At 63.7% G+C, this 18,827-nt stretch carries 15 protein-coding genes; 5 read left to right on the top strand and 10 right to left on the bottom strand.

Annotated elements, in window-relative coordinates:
* Positions 1–235 precede the first annotated feature (235 nt).
* Positions 236–2,017, top strand: coding sequence for a BCCT family transporter (locus ACUCV0_RS10205; RefSeq protein ID WP_482212604.1), 1,782 nt, complete (start codon positions 236–238; stop codon positions 2,015–2,017).
* 58 nt (positions 2,018–2,075) lie between these two features.
* On the opposite strand, the gene crp is transcribed toward ACUCV0_RS10205, so the two are convergent.
* Positions 2,076–2,720, bottom strand: coding sequence for a cAMP-activated global transcriptional regulator CRP (crp, locus tag ACUCV0_RS10200; RefSeq protein WP_017640369.1), 645 nt, complete (start codon positions 2,718–2,720; stop codon positions 2,076–2,078).
* A 209-nt stretch (positions 2,721–2,929) separates the two neighbouring features.
* Between crp and ACUCV0_RS10195 the strand changes: the two genes are divergently transcribed.
* Together ACUCV0_RS10195 and speD are read left to right on the top strand one after the other, a co-directional pair.
* Positions 2,930–3,352, top strand: a complete 423-nt coding sequence (locus ACUCV0_RS10195) for an OsmC family protein (protein ID WP_271653717.1) — start codon at positions 2,930–2,932, stop codon at positions 3,350–3,352.
* A gap of 265 nt (positions 3,353–3,617) precedes the next feature.
* Complete coding sequence (gene speD, locus ACUCV0_RS10190) at positions 3,618–4,412, top strand: adenosylmethionine decarboxylase (protein ID WP_482212603.1); 795 nt, start codon at positions 3,618–3,620, stop codon at positions 4,410–4,412.
* 56 nt (positions 4,413–4,468) lie between these two features.
* Here the strand turns inward: speD and ACUCV0_RS10185 are convergent, their stop codons facing one another.
* The 3 genes from ACUCV0_RS10185 to ACUCV0_RS10175 all read right to left on the bottom strand — a co-directional run bounded on the left by ACUCV0_RS10185 (position 4,469) and on the right by ACUCV0_RS10175 (position 9,713).
* Positions 4,469–5,728 (bottom strand): cation:proton antiporter, encoded by a 1,260-nt coding sequence (locus tag ACUCV0_RS10185; protein WP_482212602.1) that lies wholly within the window; start codon positions 5,726–5,728, stop codon positions 4,469–4,471.
* 198 nt (positions 5,729–5,926) lie between these two features.
* Positions 5,927–6,118: a hypothetical protein gene (locus ACUCV0_RS10180; RefSeq protein WP_323148442.1), complete on the bottom strand. Its 192-nt coding sequence runs from the start codon at positions 6,116–6,118 to the stop codon at positions 5,927–5,929.
* Between the two features lie 88 nt (positions 6,119–6,206).
* A complete protein-coding gene (locus ACUCV0_RS10175; RefSeq protein ID WP_482212601.1) occupies positions 6,207–9,713 on the bottom strand; it encodes a bifunctional diguanylate cyclase/phosphodiesterase in 3,507 nt (1,168 codons plus the stop codon).
* 370 nt (positions 9,714–10,083) lie between these two features.
* Here ACUCV0_RS10175 and ACUCV0_RS10170 point away from each other — a divergent pair, with 370 nt between their 5' ends.
* Positions 10,084–10,443, top strand: coding sequence for a BON domain-containing protein (locus ACUCV0_RS10170; RefSeq protein WP_323148440.1), 360 nt, complete (start codon positions 10,084–10,086; stop codon positions 10,441–10,443).
* Between the two features lie 77 nt (positions 10,444–10,520).
* Positions 10,521–10,973: a PA2169 family four-helix-bundle protein gene (locus ACUCV0_RS10165; RefSeq protein WP_271653721.1), complete on the top strand. Its 453-nt coding sequence runs from the start codon at positions 10,521–10,523 to the stop codon at positions 10,971–10,973.
* Between the two features lie 54 nt (positions 10,974–11,027).
* On the opposite strand, the gene acs is transcribed toward ACUCV0_RS10165, so the two are convergent.
* The 6 genes from acs to ACUCV0_RS10135 form a co-directional block, all read right to left on the bottom strand.
* Positions 11,028–12,971: an acetate--CoA ligase gene (acs, locus tag ACUCV0_RS10160; RefSeq protein ID WP_482212600.1), complete on the bottom strand. Its 1,944-nt coding sequence runs from the start codon at positions 12,969–12,971 to the stop codon at positions 11,028–11,030.
* Positions 12,972–13,094: 123 nt separating this feature from the next.
* The gene (pgi, locus tag ACUCV0_RS10155; RefSeq protein ID WP_059313329.1) at positions 13,095–14,759 is read right to left on the bottom strand and encodes a glucose-6-phosphate isomerase; all 1,665 of its coding nucleotides are present in this window, start codon (positions 14,757–14,759) and stop codon (positions 13,095–13,097) included.
* Positions 14,760–14,940: 181 nt separating this feature from the next.
* Positions 14,941–15,798, bottom strand: a complete 858-nt coding sequence (gene panC / locus ACUCV0_RS10150) for a pantoate--beta-alanine ligase (protein ID WP_482212599.1) — start codon at positions 15,796–15,798, stop codon at positions 14,941–14,943.
* Positions 15,795–16,595 carry a 3-methyl-2-oxobutanoate hydroxymethyltransferase gene (gene panB / locus ACUCV0_RS10145; protein ID WP_313648434.1) on the bottom strand — a complete coding sequence of 267 codons (801 nt, stop codon included), beginning with the start codon at positions 16,593–16,595 and terminating at the stop codon, positions 15,795–15,797. The genes panC and panB overlap by 4 nt, the downstream gene beginning before the upstream one ends.
* Before the next feature lie 127 nt (positions 16,596–16,722).
* Entirely contained in the window at positions 16,723–17,223 is a 501-nt protein-coding gene (gene folK, locus ACUCV0_RS10140; protein ID WP_313648435.1) for a 2-amino-4-hydroxy-6-hydroxymethyldihydropteridine diphosphokinase, read from the bottom strand.
* Entirely contained in the window at positions 17,223–18,614 is a 1,392-nt protein-coding gene (locus tag ACUCV0_RS10135) for a polynucleotide adenylyltransferase PcnB (protein WP_482212598.1), read from the bottom strand. The genes folK and ACUCV0_RS10135 overlap by 1 nt, the downstream gene beginning before the upstream one ends.
* Positions 18,615–18,827: the final 213 nt, after the last annotated feature.

Genomic DNA, 18,827 nt, shown 5'->3' with positions numbered 1-18,827 from the left:
CCGAGGCCTTTTTTTATCTCGCAAGGTGACCCAGGTCGACTCGCGCCTACCCCAAACGGCGGGAACGACCTCCGTGTATCCGCTGCCGACGAGGGGCTTTGTTTCCGCGCTGGTAAACCGGGTTAATGGGCTCCAACTCGCTGAACCGTGGCGAGTCGGGGAGTCGGCTGGCTGTCGCTGGACGTGCCACCGCTTCGCCGCATCAGGCCATCCATAACCAGGGCAAGCAAGAACCATGGCAACGGAAGAAAAAAGCGAAACACTTGATATCAGCGTCACCGACCCTTCCCGGACTGAGGAGTCGCGACGCGACCGCCGCCTCGCCGGCACTACCGACTGGGTGGTCTTCGGCGTCACCAGCATCGCTGCGCTGGCGTTCGTGATCTGGGGATTCGTCAGTCAGGCCAGTCTGGCGCTCAGCGCCTCGACCGCCCAAGGCTGGGTGATCACCCACTTCGGCTGGCTGTTCGTGCTCACCTCCACCGGCTTCGTGGTGTTCGTGATCTGGCTGGCTGCCAGTCGCTATGGCCGGATTCCTCTGGGACGCGACGATGAGCAGCCGGAATTCCGTACCCTGTCATGGGTGGCGATGATGTTCAGCGCTGGCATGGGCATCGGTCTGATGTTCTTTGGCGTCGCCGAGCCGCTTTCGCACTACCTCAATCCGCCGCCCGGCGGCGCTGCAGGGCAGAGCAGTGCTGCCCTGCAGGTGGCCATGGCCACCACGCTGTTCCACTGGACGCTGCATCCCTGGGCGATCTACGCCGTCGTCGGTCTGGCCATCGCCTATGGCACCTATCGCCGCGGGCGCTGCCAGCTGATCTCGGTGGCCTTTCGTCCGCTGATCGGCGAGTACGCCAATGGCCCCCTCGGCCGCGTCATCGACATGATGGCGATATTCGCCACCCTGTTCGGCTCGGCTGCCTCCCTTGGCCTGGGCGCCCTGCAGATCGCCGGTGGCCTTGAACACAACGGCTGGATCGAGCAACCGGGCAAGCTGCTCTACATCAGCATCATCACCGTGTTGACGGTCGCCTTCGTCATCTCCGCCGTGTCCGGTGTCGAGAAGGGCATCCAGTGGCTGTCCAACACCAACATGGTGCTGGCGGTGGCCCTGGCGCTGTTCGTCTTCATCGTCGGCCCGAGTCTGCTGATGCTCAACCTGCTGCCTACTGCCATCGGCGACTATATCGACCTGCTGCCGGAGATGATGGCCCGCACCAGTGCCAGCGGCGGCGAAGCCATGGGCAACTGGCTGTCCAGCTGGACGGTGTTCTACTGGGCCTGGTGGATTTCCTGGACGCCCTTCGTCGGCATGTTCATCGCCCGTATCAGTCGTGGCCGCACCATTCGCCAGTTCGTCACCGGCGTGCTGCTGGTGCCGAGCCTGGTCAGCGTGGTCTGGTTCGTCATCTTTGGCGGCGCCGCGATCGACGCCATGCGTCTGGGCGCCTTTACTCTGGTCGATGGCGCGGTGAACAGCAACTTCGCCCTCTATGATCTGCTGTCCAGCTATCCCTGGGCCTCGGTGACCTCGGTGCTGGTGATGGTGCTGGTGGCGATATTCTTCGTTTCTGGCGCCGATGCCGCTTCCCTGGTGATGGGTACCCTGTCCGAGCGCGGTACCACCGAGCCCTCTCAGCGTACGGTGATCTTCTGGGGCGCCCTCACCGGCGCGGTGGCGGCGATCATGTTGGCCATCGGCGACCCGGGCAATCCGGGTGCGGCTCTGAACGGCCTGCAGAATCTGACCATCGTGGTCTCGCTACCCTTCGTGGTGGTCATGGCGCTGCTGTGCCTGGCGCTCTACCGCGATCTGCGCTGCGATCCGCTGATGCTGCGGCATCTGCGCGGTACCGAGCTGATCGAGAAGGCGGTGCTCTATGGCGCGGTCAAGCACGGTGAAGAATTCCACTTCGTCGTGGGTGAGCCCAAGGCCAAGGGTAACGGCGAGAAGACCGTTGGCGAGAAAGCCACGGTGCGGGTGGAGAAGGTGGAAAAGCAGGTCCAGGTCTGATGCCGGGGCCGGCGGGAGCGTCTGCCCCCGCCGGCTGGCGGAGGCGCGCCGCGAGGGTTCAGCGGGTGCCGAACACCACCATGGTCTTGCCCTTGACGTGGACCAGACCCTGTTCTTCGAGGGACTTCAGCACGCGACCGACCATCTCGCGGGAGCAGCCGACGATACGGCCGATTTCCTGGCGGGTGATCTTGATCTGCATGCCATCCGGGTGGGTCATGGCGTCGGGCTGCTTGCACAGGTCGAGCAGGGTGCGGGCTACGCGACCGGTGACGTCGAGGAAGGCCAGGTCGCCGACCTTGCGGGTGGTCTGGCGCAGCCGCTCGGCCATCTGGCGGCCCAGGGAAAAGAGCATGTCCGGATCATGCTGGCTCAGTTCGCGGAACTGGCCATAGCTGATCTCGGCGACTTCGCACTCGGTACGGGCGCGTACCCAGGCACTGCGCTCGGGTTCGCTACCTTCCTTGGAAAACAGACCCATCTCGCCAAAGAAGTCCCCGGCGTTGAGATAGGCAATGATCATTTCGCGGCCTTCATCGTCCTCGATGAGGATGGTGACCGATCCCTTGAGGATGAAGAACAGGCTCTCGCTGTTGTCGCCAGCGTAGATGATGGTGGTTTTTGCCGTATAGCGACGACGCGAGCAATGCGCTAGCAGCTTGTCGATGTGCTGTAACTTCGCGGGAGGGATGATAGCGGCCATGCTGATTCCTGAGGTTGAAAGCTAACCTGAGTCGGGGGCACCGATGTCCGAACCGGTGCATGCACAGGCTGCGCCGGTTCCAATTCAAAGACCGGATAAGAACACGCGCAGCTTAAATGCGAGCTGAATAACCCTACACTGGTACCCAGTTTACGCCATTCAGCATGTTAAGCTGATCACCATTTGCATATATAAGTAGGACGAAAGCGATGAAAGCGCGCATTCAGTGGACGGGCGAGGCCATGTTCCTCGGCGAGTCTGGCAGTGGCCATGTAGTGGTCATGGATGGCCCGCCGGAAAGCGGCGGTCGCAACCTGGGCGTACGGCCGATGGAGACCGTGCTGATCGGTCTGGGCGGCTGCGCCAGCTACGACGTGGTCAGCATCCTGCGCAAGGCGCGGCAGCCGGTGGAGAGCTGCGAGGCGTTCCTCGAGGCCGAGCGCGCCGATACCGAGCCCAAGGTGTTCACCCGCATCCACTTGAAGTTCGTGGTCAAGGGGCGCGGTCTCAAGGAAGCCCAGGTCAAGCGCGCCATCGAGCTGTCGGCGGAAAAATACTGCTCGGCGTCCATCATGCTTGGCCGTGCAGGCGTCGAGATCAGCCACAGCTACGAACTCGTCGAACTCGCCTGAATCCCTCGCCCGCGACGCCCGTTCAGGCGTCGCTACCCGCGTCATCCTCTTCTCGCCGACATCAATTCATCACCTGAGCCCGGCAGACTCTGGCCCCAGCCGCTGCCGATCTGCATAATGCGCCGCTCTTAAGGGGCATGCCCCGACAAGTACAGCCAATCGCCATCGCGAAGAGGTGTTCGCCGCCCTACGCAGCTTGCGCAATCCGCAACTGACGGGCATTCAGGACCGCGGTCAGAGACCGCACGACGGGAGCTTTACCACCGTGAAAAGCAAACTCAGGCTTCATGGTTTCAACAACCTGACCAAGACCTTGAGCTTCAACATCTACGACATCTGCTATGCCGAGACGTCGGAAGATCAACAGGCCTATGTCCAGTACATCGACGAGGAATACGACGCCGAGCGTCTGACCCAGATACTGACCGACGTGGTCGACATCATCGGGGCCAACATCCTCAACATCGCCCGCCAGGACTACGATCCCCAGGGTGCCAGCGTGACCATCCTGATTTCCGAGCAACCGGTCGAGCCGACCGAGAGCCAGATCGAGGAGTCGCCCGGCCCGCTGCGCGAGACCATCCTGGGCCACCTGGACAAGAGTCACATCACGGTGCATACCTATCCGGAGATTCATCCGGATGACGGCATCGCCACCTTCCGCGTCGACATCGACGTCTCCACCTGTGGCGTGATCTCCCCGCTCAAGGCCCTGAACTACCTGATCCACCAGTTCGACTCGGACATCGTCACCGTGGACTACCGGGTGCGTGGCTTCACTCGCGATATCGAAGGGCGCAAGCACTTCATCGACCACGAGATCAATTCGATTCAGAACTACCTCTCCGAGGATACCCGCGCGGCCTATCAGATGGTCGACGTGAACGTGTACCAGGACAACCTGTTCCACACCAAGATGCTGCTCAAGGAGTTCGAACTGGACAACTACCTGTTCGGCGATGCCTCCCGTAGCCTCTCGGCCGAACAGCGCCAGCAGATCACCCAGCGTCTCAAGCACGAGATGCGCGAGATATTTTCCGGGCGCAACCTGCCGCGTTGACCGTTCTGCTGTTGCTTAAAAAACCCCGCCACGGCGGGGTTTTTCGTTTCCTGGGCTCAGTGAGGCTCGTCGCGCGCGACCGGTGCGGCACCGGTTACGCTCTTGACCACCCGGCCAATGGTCAGACCCTGGCCGAGGATGGAGACCAGTACTACGATATAGGTCAGCGCCAGGATCAGATCCCGTTCCGGACCGGCTGGCAGGCTTAGAGCCAGGGCCACGGAGACACCGCCGCGCAGGGCGCCCCAGGTAAGGATGCGAGCGGTACCTCGGGTCATGTTGCGCCAGTGCGGACTCAGCAGTACCACCGGTGCCACGCTGATCCAGCGGGCGAAGAGAATCGCCAGGGTCACCAGCAACGCCGCGCCCAGGTGGGTCCAGCTGAAGGGCAGCACCAGCAGCTCCATGCCGATCAGGGCGAACAGCAGGGCGTTGAGGATCTCGTCGATCAATTCCCAGAAACCGTCCAGGTAGCGCCGGGTGAAATCGTTCATGGCCTTGGTGCGACCCAGGTTGCCGATGATCAGGCCTGCCACCACCATGGCAATGGGCCCGGAGACGTGCAGGTGGCTGGCCAGGGTCGAGCCGCCGATCACCAGCGCCAGGGACAGCATCACCTCGATCTGGTGCTGCTCGATGCTCAGCATCAGCCAGTAGCAGATGAAGCCGATCACCAGGCCAAAGAGGATGCCGCCGCCGGCTTCTTCGAGAAACAGCCAGAGCGCGGCGTTGATGGTGGGCGTTTCGCCCAGCTGGATCACCCCCAGCAGCACGGAATAGACCACCACGGCCACGCCATCGTTGAACAGCGCTTCGCCGACGATGGTGGTTTCCAGCGACTTGGGCGCGCCGGCCGAGCGCAGGATGCCGAGTACAGCGATGGGGTCGGTGGGGGAGATCAGGGCACCGAAGATCAGGCAGTAGAGCAAATCGATGTGCCAGCCCAGCCAGCCGAAGATCCAGTAGCTGAAATAGCCGATCAGCACCGTCGAGATCACCACGCCCAGGGTGGCCAGGCCGCCGATGGCCCACTTGTAATCGCGCAGGTCCTTGAGATTGACGTGCAGGGCACCGGCGAACAGCAGGAAGCCGAGCATCCAGTTCATCAGCAGGTCGTTGAAGTCGATCTGCCCAAGCAACTCGCCGATGCGGTGCTCGAGGCCGGGAAAGCCCAGCCAGGACAGGCTCTGCAGGCCGACCGAGAAGATCAGCGCGATGACCATGACGCCGATGGTGGGCGGCAGGCCGACGAAGCGGAAGTTGAGGTACGTGAGCAGCGAGGTGAAGCAAATAAAGGCAGCAGCGAGTTCGAGCATGGGCGTTCCAGATCCATCAGACAGCGAGACCCCGCGAACGCGGGAGCTAGGGGTAGGATGGGGCGGAAGCCGCAAAAGTTACATTATCGATAGCCGGCTATCTGAATTCCCGTTGGAAAAAGGGTGCACCGCGCGTTACCCAGGCGGGTAACGCCTGAGCAGGGCAAGGTGCATGACGCAGGACTAACGTCGTCGTGGCTAGAGCGAGGCTGCGACTCCGAGTGCGGTCTCGCGCTGGGGCAGCGGGTGGGGCGCGGCGATACGCGCCTCCAGGGTCGCCACGTAACTACGGGCATCCGCTTCGCTAAGAAAGGTGATGGTCTGCTTGTCGAGGCAGACCTGCCAGGCACTGGTGGTGGACTTGCGCAGGGGACGAACCACGATCTTCATGCTGATACCCTCTGGGACAGACGAAAAGTGGAAACCCGAGTCTAGAGCGGTTTTGATTGCAGAATAGTGACATTCGTCAGTCCGCTGGCTATGCACGTGCGCGTTGCCGCTCGGCATACCAGGCGGCGAACTCCTCGGGAGGCAACGGCGGACTGAACAGGAAACCCTGGCACTGCTGGCAGCCCAGCTTGCGCAGGATGTCCCATTGCTCGGTGGTCTCCACCCCTTCGGCCAGGACGTCCAAGCCCAGGCCTTGACCGAGGGCAACGATGGCGGCGGCGATGGCCTGGCTGCTGTGGGTACCACTGTCGCTGCGCAGTTCGTGCATGAAGCTCTGATCGATCTTGAGCTTGTCGAGCGGAAAGCGGCGCAGGTACGCCAGCGAGGAGTAGCCGGTGCCAAAGTCGTCCACGGCGATACGCACCCCGAGCGTCTTGAGGGTCGCCAGGGACATCAGCGCTTCCTCGACGTTGTCCATCAGGGTGCCTTCGGTGATCTCCAATTCCAGGTTCTCGGCGGGCAGGCGACTGCGCGCCAGGGCGCGAGAGATGGTACTGGCCAAGTCACGCTTGGCAAATTGCCGGGGCGAGATGTTGATTGCCAGGGTCTCCAGTTCGAGTCCCTGCTCCTGCCAGCTGCGCATCTGCTGGCAGGCGCTCTCGATGATCCAGTCGCCCAGCGGCACGATGAGCCCGGTCTCTTCGGCCAGGGGAATGAACTCGGTAGGCGGGATGAGCCCCAGTTCCGGGTCCTGCCAGCGCACCAGGGCCTCCACGCCGATGGTCTGGGCCGAGTTCACGCTCATCAGCGGTTGGTAATGCAGGACGAAATCGCCGCGCTTGAGCGCCGTGCGCAGCCGCGATTCCAGATTCAGCCGTCGCCGTGACTGCTCGGTGAGAGCCTGGGTATAGAAGCGGAAGGTATCGCGGCCCTGATCCTTGGCCTGGTGCATGGCGGTATCGGCATTGCGGATGAGGTCGTCGGCGATTCTGCCATCATCAGGAAACAGGCTGATGCCGATGCTGGCGCTGAGGTAGATGTCGTGATCGCTCAGGTGGAAGGGCTGCTCCAGCTTGTTGAGCATCGCCTGGGCGATCTGGGCGGCGAACTCGGGGCGGTCCAGGCGCTCGATGATGACCAGGTATTCATCACCGCCGATGCGGGCCAGGGTGATGTCCTCGCTGAGCAGGGCGCGCAAGCGAGCGGCGAATTCCACCAGCAGTTCGTCGCCCAGGGCATGGCCATGACTTTCGTTGACCGTGCGGAAGTGATCGAAGTCGAGAATCAGCACGGCGACCAGGTATTCCTGGGGTTCCGCAAGGGCCAGCGCGTGTTCGAGGTGGGTACGCGCCAGCAGGCGGTTGGGCAGGTCGGTCAGCGGATCGTGGTGGGCGAGGTGGCTCAGGCGCGCCTCGCTCTCCCGCAGCCGAGTGGTATCGCTGACCGTGACCGTGTATTGCCGTCTTTCCCGGGGATAGAGGGTGTCGATGGTGGTCCAGGCCGGAAAGGTGCTGCCATCCAGTCGGGGCCAGAGCAGTTCGCCTTCCCAGCGACCCTCGCGGCGTACGGTGCGCCAAAGCTCGCGATAGAAGCGCTGATCCTGCCGGCCCCCGCTGGGCAGCCCGAGACGCTGGCCGAGCAGGGTGCCCTCCTGGGCGCCCAGCAGCCGGGCGAAGGCCGGATTCACCGCCAGAATCCAGCGGCGCTCGTCCAGCAGCAGCAGACCATCGCGACTGTTCTCGAACATCGCCGCGGCTTGGCGCAGGCTCTCCTGCTGCTGTTTGCGCAGGGTGATGTCCTGAGCGGTACTGATGAAATACTGCGGCAGACCCTGATCATCGCGGATCAGCCGGGTGGTGACGTTGGCCCACACCGGCTGGCCGCTGCGATGCAGATAGCGCTTTTCCAGGGTGTAGCGATCCTGGCCGGTATCGATCAGCTGTTTCCGCAACGCGGCGCCGAGGGCACGCTCTTCCGGATGAGTCACCGAGGCGATGTCGCGTTGCAGCAATTCCGGTTGCGAATAGCCGAGCATCTGGCAGAAGTGATGATTGATGCTCAGCCAGTGGCCGTCCAGGTCATTCAGCATGATGCCGGTATAGGCCTGTTCGAAGATGCTGCGGTAGCGAGCTTCGCTGGCTCGCTGGGCCTGGACGGCGCGCTGTTGCCGAATGGCCAGCACCGCCAGGCGGGTGAACTCGGTGATCAGGGTCTGGGTTTCCGGCTCGGGTAGCCGCGCCTCGCCATAGTAGATCCCCAGCGCGCCCACGGCGCGCTGTTGCTCGTCCTGCAGGGGCAGTGCCCAGGCGCCGCGAATGCCCGCCGCCAGGGCTGCCGGCAGCAGGAGCTGCCAGGCCGGATCCAGTTCGATGTGGATGGTGAACACGGGGGCATTGTCGGTGACGGCGGAACAGCAGCCCTGGTCGTGGCGACCGCGGGGGACACCTTCCAGCGCCGCCTGAAAGGCGGGCGGCAGGCTGGGCGCCGCAGCGACGCGCAGGTGCTCGCCCTGATCGTCCAGCAGCAGGGCGACGCGCATCTCGGGATAGATACGTTCCAGTCGCAAGGCGATGCCCTGCTGGATCTCCGCCAACGGCAGGCCGGTGAGCAGGTCGTCGAGCACGTCGCTGCGGGCCTGCTGTAACTGCTGCGCCTGGTAGTCGTGATGAATGTCGGTCAGGGTGCCCTGGATTTCGCCATCGAGGCCGGCGCGCAATTCCATCTGCATCCAGCGGTGGCTTTCCACCGACTGCCGCAGCCGCACCACGCCGTTCCAATGCAGGCGCTGACCCGCCGCGAAATCGGCGACCAGCTGGCGCAGCCGGGCGCCATCTTGGGGATGAAAGGCCTGGTCCAGGGGGTGGTTGAGTTGCTGGGCCGGAGGTTGACCGGTCAGGCTTTCCCACGCGGGATTGAGGAATTGCCAACGGCCGCGGTGGTCACTGGCGAATATCACCAGCGGCAGATGCTGGACCAGTTCGCGATAGCGTCTCTGGCTGTCCTGCAGGGCCTGCTCGGCCAGCTTGTGGCTGGTGATGTCGACCAGGGCACCGCGGGTAACGCCAGCTTCGTCGAAGTCGCTCTGCCAGTTGAGCCAGCGCCAACTGCCTTCGCCGTCATCGAAGTGCGCGGAAAAATTCAGCGGCCCCTGCATGTGCTGCAGGCGTTCGAGCATGCTGCGGACATGGTCGCGATCCTCGGCGCGCGCGCAGGCCACTACCGTGGCGAAATCCAGCGGATCGCTGTCCTTGGGCTGGTGCAGCATCACCAGGGTCCGTTCGGAGCAGAGCAGGCGGCCATCGGGCAGCAACTGCCAGTCGCCGGTATTGGTGAGTCGCTGGATGAAATCCTGGGTACCGCGCTGGGTCTGCAGTTCTTCGATGAACCCTTCGCGATGCCTGACCTGTCGCTGCATCAGTCCATACAGGACCAGCGACAACAGGCTGATGAAGCCCAGGCTTTTCAAGGTATGCCAAGGATAGGCACTGTCCTGATCGCCGACCAGGACATGCAGCAGCCCATCGCTACCGATCACCCAGAGGGCGCTCAGCAACAGATAAATCAGGGCAATGCGCGCAGGAGAAAGAGGCCGCATCCCGGATCCTCAAGGCCCGATCGTAGGTGTCGGGTTCAGTTCAGCATTGACCGGATAAAGGTGCAGCAGTTCTGGTTTGGCCACCCGGCAATCCCTCTTTCTATCGTGCGGCATCGGTCGACGCATCACGTGGGCAACTACCCGGGCTAGACGTCCCACCCAGAGTCGTCTGACCTCGTGCAATTTACCAGACGAATTTTCACCTTTCTTGCATTTTGCCTGCTGGCTAGCAAGATGAAATATATATAAGTTATTGATTTTTAATAACTTTTTATGGGTTTGGAATTCATTGCGACCGTTGCGCTCTACATCTAGGTCGCTGCTGCCAGGACCTGAGCGCAGTACAACCAAGGAAAACAGGAGTCATCTCATGAAAAAGACTTTCGGTACTTTCGCCCTCGCTGCCGTCACCGCTTCCGTACTGAGCCTGCCGCTGGCCGGCGGTGCCTTCGCTGCCACCAGCCAGGACATGACCCTGGCCGCTAATAACACCATGGACAAGACCGAAGAAGCCGCATCCGATACCTGGATCACCAGCAAGGTGAAGGCGTCTTTCCTGGCTGACGAACACATCAAGGGCACCTCGATCAAGGTCGAGACCAACAAGGGCGTCGTCTCCCTGTCCGGCACCGTGGCTACCGAAGCCCAGCGCGACCTGGCGATCAAAGAAGCCAAGGCCATCAAGGGCGTCAAGGCTGTCTCGGCTGACGCGCTGAAAGCCGCTCAGTAAGAACGCCTGGTAACCCCGGCACGATGGCAGCGTCGCACGCTGCCATCACCCTTTGTCCTTCACCCCGGAGAACTGACATGACCAACACGACCGAAACCCTCAACGATCTGATCGAGATCGCCCGTGACGGCAAGAATTTCTACGAGCACGCCCTCACCGAAGTGAAGAATCCCGAACTCAAGGCCCTGTTCACCGAGATCGCCCAGAGCAAGGGCGAGATCATCAGCGCCCTGAGCAGCCAGGTATCGGCCGCTGGTGAAAAGCCCGCCGAGCAAGGCACCTTTGCCGGCAGCTTCCGCAAGTACTACACCGACGTCAAAACCTCCTTTGCCAGCAAGGAAAAGGAAGAGGTCACCTACGTCAGTGAACTGGAAGAACAGGAAGACCGCCTGTTGCACGCGCTGGAACGTGCCGTGAACGAACATGCCACGCCGGATGCCCAGGCCAGCCTGCGCAGCCAGCTCGAAAAGGCTCGTGCGACCCATGATCGCATGCGTGACCTGAAGCACCGGATGCAAGCAGCCCACTAAGGCCGCTGGTAGAAAAAAGCCCCGCCTAGGCGGGGCTTTTCTTTGGGCTGCTGCCTAGCCCTGCGGGGCACGGTTGAGACGAGCGTCGATGAGGCTGTCGACCACAGACGGGTCGGCCAGGGTCGAGGTATCGCCCAGGCTGTCCAGCTCGTCGCAGGCGATCTTGCGCAGGATGCGCCTCATGATCTTGCCGGAGCGAGTCTTGGGCAGCGCCGGCGCCCATTGCAGGAACTCCGGCTTGGCGAAGCTACCGATCTCGTCGGCTACCTGCTGACGCAGCCGAGCCTTGAGTTCATCGCTCGGCGTTACCCCGCCCTTGGTGGTGACGAAGGCGTAGACCGCCTGCCCCTTGACCTCGTGCGGGCAGCCCACCACGGCCGCCTCGGCCACGTCCGCATGCTCGGTGAGCACGCTTTCTACTTCCGCCGTACCGATGCGGTGGCCAGAGACGTTGAGCACGTCGTCCACCCGCCCGGTGATCCAGTAGTAGCCGTCTTCGTCCCGCCGTGCGCCATCGCCAGTGAAGTAGTAGCCCGGATAGGCACTGAAATAGGTGTCGATCAACCGCTGGTGATCGCCATAGACGGTGCGGATCTGACTTGGCCAGCTGGCCTTGATCGCCAGCACGCCGCTGCCGGGACCGTCGATTTCCTTGCCCTGTTCGTCCAGCAGGACCGGCTGGACGCCAAAGAAGGGCAGGGTGGCCGAACCTGGCTTCAGCGCCAGGGCACCGGGAGGCGGCGCGATGAGGATGCTGCCGGTCTCGGTCTGCCACCAGGTGTCGACGATGGGGCAGCGACCTTCGCCCACCACCCGGTGATACCACTCCCAGGCCTCAGGATTGATGGGCTCGCCGACGCTGCCCAGCAGTTGCAGGCTCTGCCGCGAGGTGCGCTGTACCGGCTCGTCGCCCTCCCGCATCAGGGCGCGCAAGGCAGTGGGAGCGGTATAGAAGATATTGACCTGATGCTTGTCCACCACCTGCCAGAGGCGACTGGCGTCGGGATAGCTCGGCACGCCTTCGAACATCAGGGTAGTGGCGCCGTTGGCCAGGGGCCCGTAGACGATGTAGCTGTGGCCGGTCACCCAGCCGACGTCGGCAGTGCACCAGAAGACCTGCCCCTCGTGATAGTCGAACAAATACTTGAAGCTTAAGGTGGCGCCCAGCAGATAGCCCCCGGTGGTGTGCAGCACGCCCTTGGGCTTGCCGGTGGAGCCGGAGGTGTAGAGGATGAACAGCGGATCCTCGGCGTCCATGGGCTCCGCCGGGCAGTCGACGGAGACGTCGGCCACGGCCTGGGCATAGGGCAGGTCGCGACCTTCCTGTCGACCCACCGCGGCGCCGGTACGCTCGACCAGCACCACGGTGTGGACGTCCGGACACTTGGCCAGGGCCTTGTCGACATTGGCCTTGAGCGGGACGCGCTTGCCACCGCGCACGCCCTCGTCGGCGGTGATCACCACCCGGCAGTCGGAGTCGAGGATGCGATCACGCAATGCCTCGGGCGAGAAGCCGCCGAATACCACCGAATGGACCGCACCGATGCGGGCGCAGGCCAGCATGGCGTAGGCCGCCTCGGGGATCATCGGCAGGTACAGGCAGACCCTGTCGCCCTTCTTCACCCCGCGCGCCTTGAGCACATTGGCCAGGCGGCAGACGTGTTCGTGCAGCTGACGATAGGTGATGGTCTGGCTGTCGGCGGGGTCGTCACCTTCCCAGACGATGGCGGTCTGGTCACCGCGGGCGGCGAGGTGGCGATCAATGCAGTTGTAGGCGACGTTGAGCTGACCGCCGCTGAACCAGCGGGTACGCCCCTCGCGCATATCGCCGCTATGGACTTCGTCCCAGGTGCGTGACCAGTCGAGCAGGGCGCTGGCCTGCTCGCTCCAGAAGCGTTCCGGCTGGTCCACCGAACGCTGGTAGAGCTCGCGATAACGGGCTTCATCGAGATGGGTGCGCGCACTCAGGCTCTCGGGCACGGGATAGCGGTGGCTCATGGCCGGCTCCTTCTTGGTGTTGTTGTGCTCCTAGTTTAGGCCCGGATGGCCCGATGGGGTTCAGCGGGACGACAAAACGAAAAAAGCGCCGCAGAGCGGCGCTTTTCGAGAGAGCAGAGGCGATCAGCCGCGGTGACGACCGCGGAAGTAGTCAATCAGGCCCTGGGTCGAACCATCGTCGGCCTTGCCTTCGCTACGGCCGATGATGTGCTGGTAGACGTCCTTGCCCAGCTCCTTGCCCAGTTCGACGCCCCACTGGTCGAAGCAGTTGATGCCCCAGATGACGCTCTGCACGAACACCTTGTGCTCGTACAGCGCCACCAGCGCGCCCAGGCGCCGCGGCGAGATGCGCTCCAGCACCAGGGTGTTGCTCGGGCGGTTGCCCGGAATCACCTTGTGCGGCGCCAGCTTGGCGATCTCGGCTTCGCCCATGCCCTTCTCGCGCAGTTCCTTCTCGGCTTCCTCGCGGGTCTTGCCCAGCATCAGCGCCTGGCTCTGCGACAGGCAGTTGGCATAGAGCCATTGCTGGTGATCGGCCACCGGGTTGTGGCTCACCACCGGCACGATGAAGTCACCAGGGATCAGTTGGGTGCCCTGGTGGAGCAGCTGGTGGTAGGCGTGCTGACCGTTGCAGCCGACGCCGCCCCAGATCACCGGGCCGGTTTCCATGCTCACCGGCGAGCCGTCTTGACGCACGCTCTTGCCGTTGGACTCCATGTCCAGCTGCTGCAGGTGCTTCACGAAGTTACGCAGGTGGTGGTCGTAGGGCAGGATCGCGTGGCTGGTCGCGCCCCAGAAGTTGCCGTACCAGACCCCGAGCAGGCCCAGCAGCACCGGCATGTTCTCTTCGAAGGGCGCGCTGGTGAAATGCTGGTCCATGGCATAGGCGCCGGCCAGCAGGTCCTTGAAGTTGGACATGCCGATGGCCAGGGCGATGGGCAGGCCGATGGCCGACCACAGCGAGTAGCGCCCGCCGACCCAGTCCCACATGGGAAAGATATTCTCTTCGGCGATGCCGAATTCCACCGCCATCTTGACGTTGCTGGAGACGGCGATGAAGTGCTTGTGCAGCTCCGGCTCCGGGCAGCCCTGGGCCAGGCACCAGGCGCGCGCGGCCTGGGCATTCTTCAGCGTCTCCAGGGTACCGAAGGACTTGGAGGAGACGATGAACAGGGTGGTGTCGGCGGCGAGCTTGGAGGTCACCTCGCGGAATTCGCTGCCGTCGATGTTGGCCAGGTAGTGGCAACGTACGCCGCGCTGGGTGAAGGGCACCAGCGCCTCGGACACCAGCTGCGGGCCGAGGAAGGAACCACCGATGCCGATATTGACCACGTCGGTGATCGGCTTCTCGGTGTAGCCGCGCCAGAGGCCGTTGTGGATGCGGGTGACCAGCGCGGTCATCTGGTTCAGGACCCGATGCACCTCGGGCATGATGTCCTGGCCGTCGATCTCGACGCTGTCGCCTACCGGACGGCGCAGTGCGGTGTGCAGCGCGGGGCGGTGTTCGGACGAGTTGACGTAGGCACCGTCGAACAGGGTACGGATGGCGCCTTCCAAGCCCGCTTCGCGGGCCAGGTTCACCAGCAGCTCACGGGTCTGCTCGGTGATGAGATTCTTGGAATAGTCGAGGAACAGACCACTGGTGTTCAGGGAGAACTGCGTGAACCGCTGCGGGTCGGCGGCGAAGGCGTCGCGCATGCGAAAGTTCTGCATGGCCTTGCGGTGCTCTTGCAGCGCTTTCCAGGAGGCGAGCTGGGTCACGTCGAGGGGATGTTGATAGTACTCCATGGGTAGGCTTTTCCTTGGTGGCTCTTGTTTGCTGTTGTGCCCCACAAGCCGGTGGCTTGCAAGGGAAAGTCGGCTGCCGCGCGACGCCTGGCGTGGCGCCGCGCTTCGAGCATGAAAAAGCCCGGTATGTTCCAGGCTTCCAGGGTCTGAGCAGGTTTGGGTGAGCTAACCTTCGGTTGCATCACACTCGGGGCCTGCGGCGAAAGCTCAGGTTGTCGATCAGGCGGGTCTGGCCAAGGTAGGCCGCCACCAGCAGGACCAGCTCGCGGGCGTCTGGTCCGACCGGTTGCAGGCTCGACTGCTCGCGCAACTCCAGGTAGTCGACTTTAAGCCCCTGAGCTTGCAGTTCGGCGACACCCGCGGCCAGGACCGGCTCTATCACGGCGCCAGCGGCAAGCTGATCGGCCAGGCGCCTGAGCAGGCTGTACAGGCAGGGCGCACTGGCGCGCTGACCGTCATCGAGATAGCCGTTGCGCGATGACAGGGCCAAGCCATCGGTGGCCCGTACCGTGGGTTGGGCAACGATCTCGATGGGCATGTCCAGGTCCTGGACCAGCTTGCGGATCACCGCCAGCTGCTGATAGTCCTTTTCGCCAAAGACCGCCACGTCCGGTTGCGCCATCTGGAACAGCTTGGTGACCACGGTGGCCACGCCTTCGAAGTGGCCAGGGCGGCGGGCGCCGCAGAGGCCTTCGGACACGCCCGGCACCCTCACCCGGGTCAGGCCGTCCATGCCATTGGGATACATCTCGCCAACCGCCGGCGCGAACAGCAGGTCGCAATGGGCCTCGTTCAGCTGACGGCTGTCTTCCGCGAGTGTGCGCGGATAGGTGTCCAGATCCTCGCCGGCTCCGAACTGCAGTGGGTTGACGAAGATGCTCGCCACCACGAAGTCGGCGTGCTGGCGGGCGGTATCCACCAGAGCGATGTGGCCAGCGTGCAGGTTGCCCATGGTCGGCACCAGGCCGATGCGCAGACCCTGACGGCGCGCAGTGGCAACGGCGGCGCGCAATTCGCGGACGCTATGGACCGTCTTCATGCGGAAAATCCGTGTTCGGGAGCAGGAAAGCTGCCGTCCTTGACGGCGGCGACATAGGCCGCCAGGGCAGCCTGGATGCTGTCCTGACCGGCCATGAAATTGCGCACGAACTTCGGCGTGCGGCCACGCAGGGCCAGGCCGAGCATGTCGTGTAGCACCAGCACCTGGCCATCGGTAGCGGGACCGGCGCCGATGCCGATCACCGGTACCCGGGCGGCCCGGGTGATTTCCTCGGCCAGCGCCGAAGGCACGCACTCCAGCAGCAGCATGGCCGCGCCGGCTTCTTCCAGCGCGCGAGCGGCATCGCGTAGCTGCTGAGCCCGTAGCGGGTCACGCCCCTGCACCTTGAAGCCACCGAAGACATTCACCGACTGGGGCGTCAGGCCCAGGTGGGCGCAGACCGGTACGCCATTGGCGGCCAGACGGCGAATCGGCTCGGCCAGCCAGGCGTCACCCTCGAGCTTGACCATTTGCGCGCCTGCCTGCATCAGGCGGCCGGCGCTGGTCAGGGTCTGTTCCAGAGTGGCATAGGTCATGAACGACAGGTCGGCGACGATGAAGGCACCGGCGTGGCCACGCTTGACGCAGGCGGTGTGGTAGACCATGTCGTCGAGGGTCACCGGCAGGGTGCTGTCGTGACCCTGCAGCACCATGCCGAGAGAATCGCCGATGAGCAGCATCTCGACGCCGGCTTGGCTGGCGGCCTGGGCGAAGGTGGCATCGTAGGCGGTCAGCATGGCGATCTTTTCGCCACGCTGCTTGAGCCCCTGAAGGGTCGTGAGGCTGATATCAGGCATGCAAGGGTCCTCGTGGGACGGCGCTATGGTTGTTGTCTGGCGCCGCGGGCGCGGGTCGGCCGCGCGAAAACGGCTGCTATAGTCCCGGCGCATCCGGCACAAGTCAATGCTCGGTGTTACTGGTGTGTTACCGGGTAGGTAACGACGCTACCAGTCGCTCCAGACCTTCGAAAGGACAGGCGGACAGCAGGTCTGGCAGGCGGCGGCCGTCGGGAAGTTGCAGCTCGGGCGCAAGGTCTGCCAGCGGATAGAGCACGAAAGCGCGGGCCTGCAGATGGTAATGGGGGACCTGCAGACGTGGCTCGTCGATCAGCCGTTCGCCAAACAGCAGGATGTCGATGTCCAGGGTCCGCGGACCCCAGCGTTCATCCTTGCGCACGCGGCCTTGCTGCTGCTCGATGGCCTGGGTGGCGTCGAGCAGCGCCAGGGGCGCGAGGCAGGTATCCAGGGCCGCGACGGCATTGATATAGCGCGGCTGGTCGGGCGGTCCCAGGGGGTCGCTGGCATAGAAGGCGGAGACCGCGATCAACTGGCTAGCGGGCAGCTGGGCCAGGGCTTCCAGGGCCGCGTCCAGCTGCCGCCGGGGCTCGGCCAGGTTGCTGCCCAGACCGAGATAGACCCGCTCCATCATTCGTCGCCGGCCGTGGGGGCATCCGAGGTGCGCCGCTTGCGATTGCTGCCGCCACGACGACGGCGCTTGGCGGGCGCGCCGTCTTCCCGGCTGAGGTTCTTGATCATCTCGCGCCGCTGGCTGTCGCCGACTTCCTGATAGCGCGTCCACCATTCACCGAGTCCACCGGTTTCCTCACCTGCGCTCTCGCGCAGCAGCAGGAAGTCATAACCGGCGCGGAAGCGCGGATTCTCCAGCAGCTGATCGGCGCGTTTGCCCTGACGGCGGGGCAGGCGTTCCTGCATGTCCCAGATCTCGCGCATGGGCATGGTGAAGCGCTTGGGCACGGCGGTGCGCTGGCACTGCTGCAGGGTCAGGTCGTGAGCGGCTTCCTGCATCGCTGGAATCGGCGGCAGACCACGCTCCTGATGATGACGGACGCGCTCGGGCAGCGCCGGCCAGAGCAGGGCCGCGAACAGGAAGGCCGGAGTGACCGGCTTGCCTTCGCGGATGCGGGTGTCGGTATTGGCCAGTGCCTGCCGGATCAGCGTACCGGCGTACTCCGGATCGCGCTCCAGGGCTTCGCCACTGGCAGGGAACAGTGGAGCGAACAGGCCGTACTGGCAGAGCAACTCGAAGGTGCGCTCCGCCTTGCCGCCAAGCAGCAGCTTGATGATCTCGTCGTACAGCCGCGGCGCCGGAATGTCGCGCAGCAACGGCGCCAGGCGGCTGATGGGCTCGGCGGTAGCCGTCTCGATCTGGAAATCCAGCTTGGCGGCGAAGCGTGCGGCCCTGAGCATCCGCACCGGATCTTCCAGGTAGCGCTGCTCAGGATTGCCGATCAGGCGGATCTGGCGCAGGCGGATGTCCTGGGCGCCGTTGGCGTAGTCTAGGATGCGCTCGCCACTGGCATCGTAGTAGAGCGCGTTGATGGTGAAATCGCGCCGCTCGGCATCCTGTTCCTGGTTGCCGTAGATGTTGTCGCGCAGGATCCGGCCGCTTTCATGGCGTGAGCCCTGGGCCTCGTCCTCGGCGTCGCCGGTGGGATGATTGGCGCGGAAGGTCGCGACCTCGATGATTTCTCGACCGAAATGCACGTGAACCAGCTTGAAGCGGCGGCCGATCACCCGGGCGTTACGGAATTCAGCGCGCACCTGTTCGGGCGTGGCGCTGGTGGCGACATCGAAATCCTTGGGCTCGAAGCCAAGCAGCAGGTCGCGGACGCAGCCGCCGACCAGATAGGCCTGATAACCCGCTTTTTCCAGTCGATCAACGACGCTCAGGGCGTGACGACTGATTCGCTCTCGTTCCAGAGCATGCTGACTGCGGGGCAATTCGATGGGCAAGGCAGGCGCGGACGGAGTACGTCGCAGGGGCGAGCGCAAGGTCTGGATGAGCTTCTTCAGCATGCGAGTTTCTGTTTGGAGAGACGGCTATACGCAATCTGGGCACGAATTGATGCCGTTGCGCAATAGATAAGGAGGGGATCTTGAACGAGGGAGGGGAGGCTGTCAAAGGCACTGGGGGAGCCGAAGCTCCCCCCCAAAGTGGTACGTGCTTTGTTTTTATTGTTTATCCAGACCTTTTGTTTTTCTTGTGTGGTCTGTCCCGTGCGGATACCG

This window comes from Pseudomonas sp. VMV1, from assembly GCF_056790235.1.
This window is presented reverse-complemented; position numbering and strand designations above follow the sequence as displayed.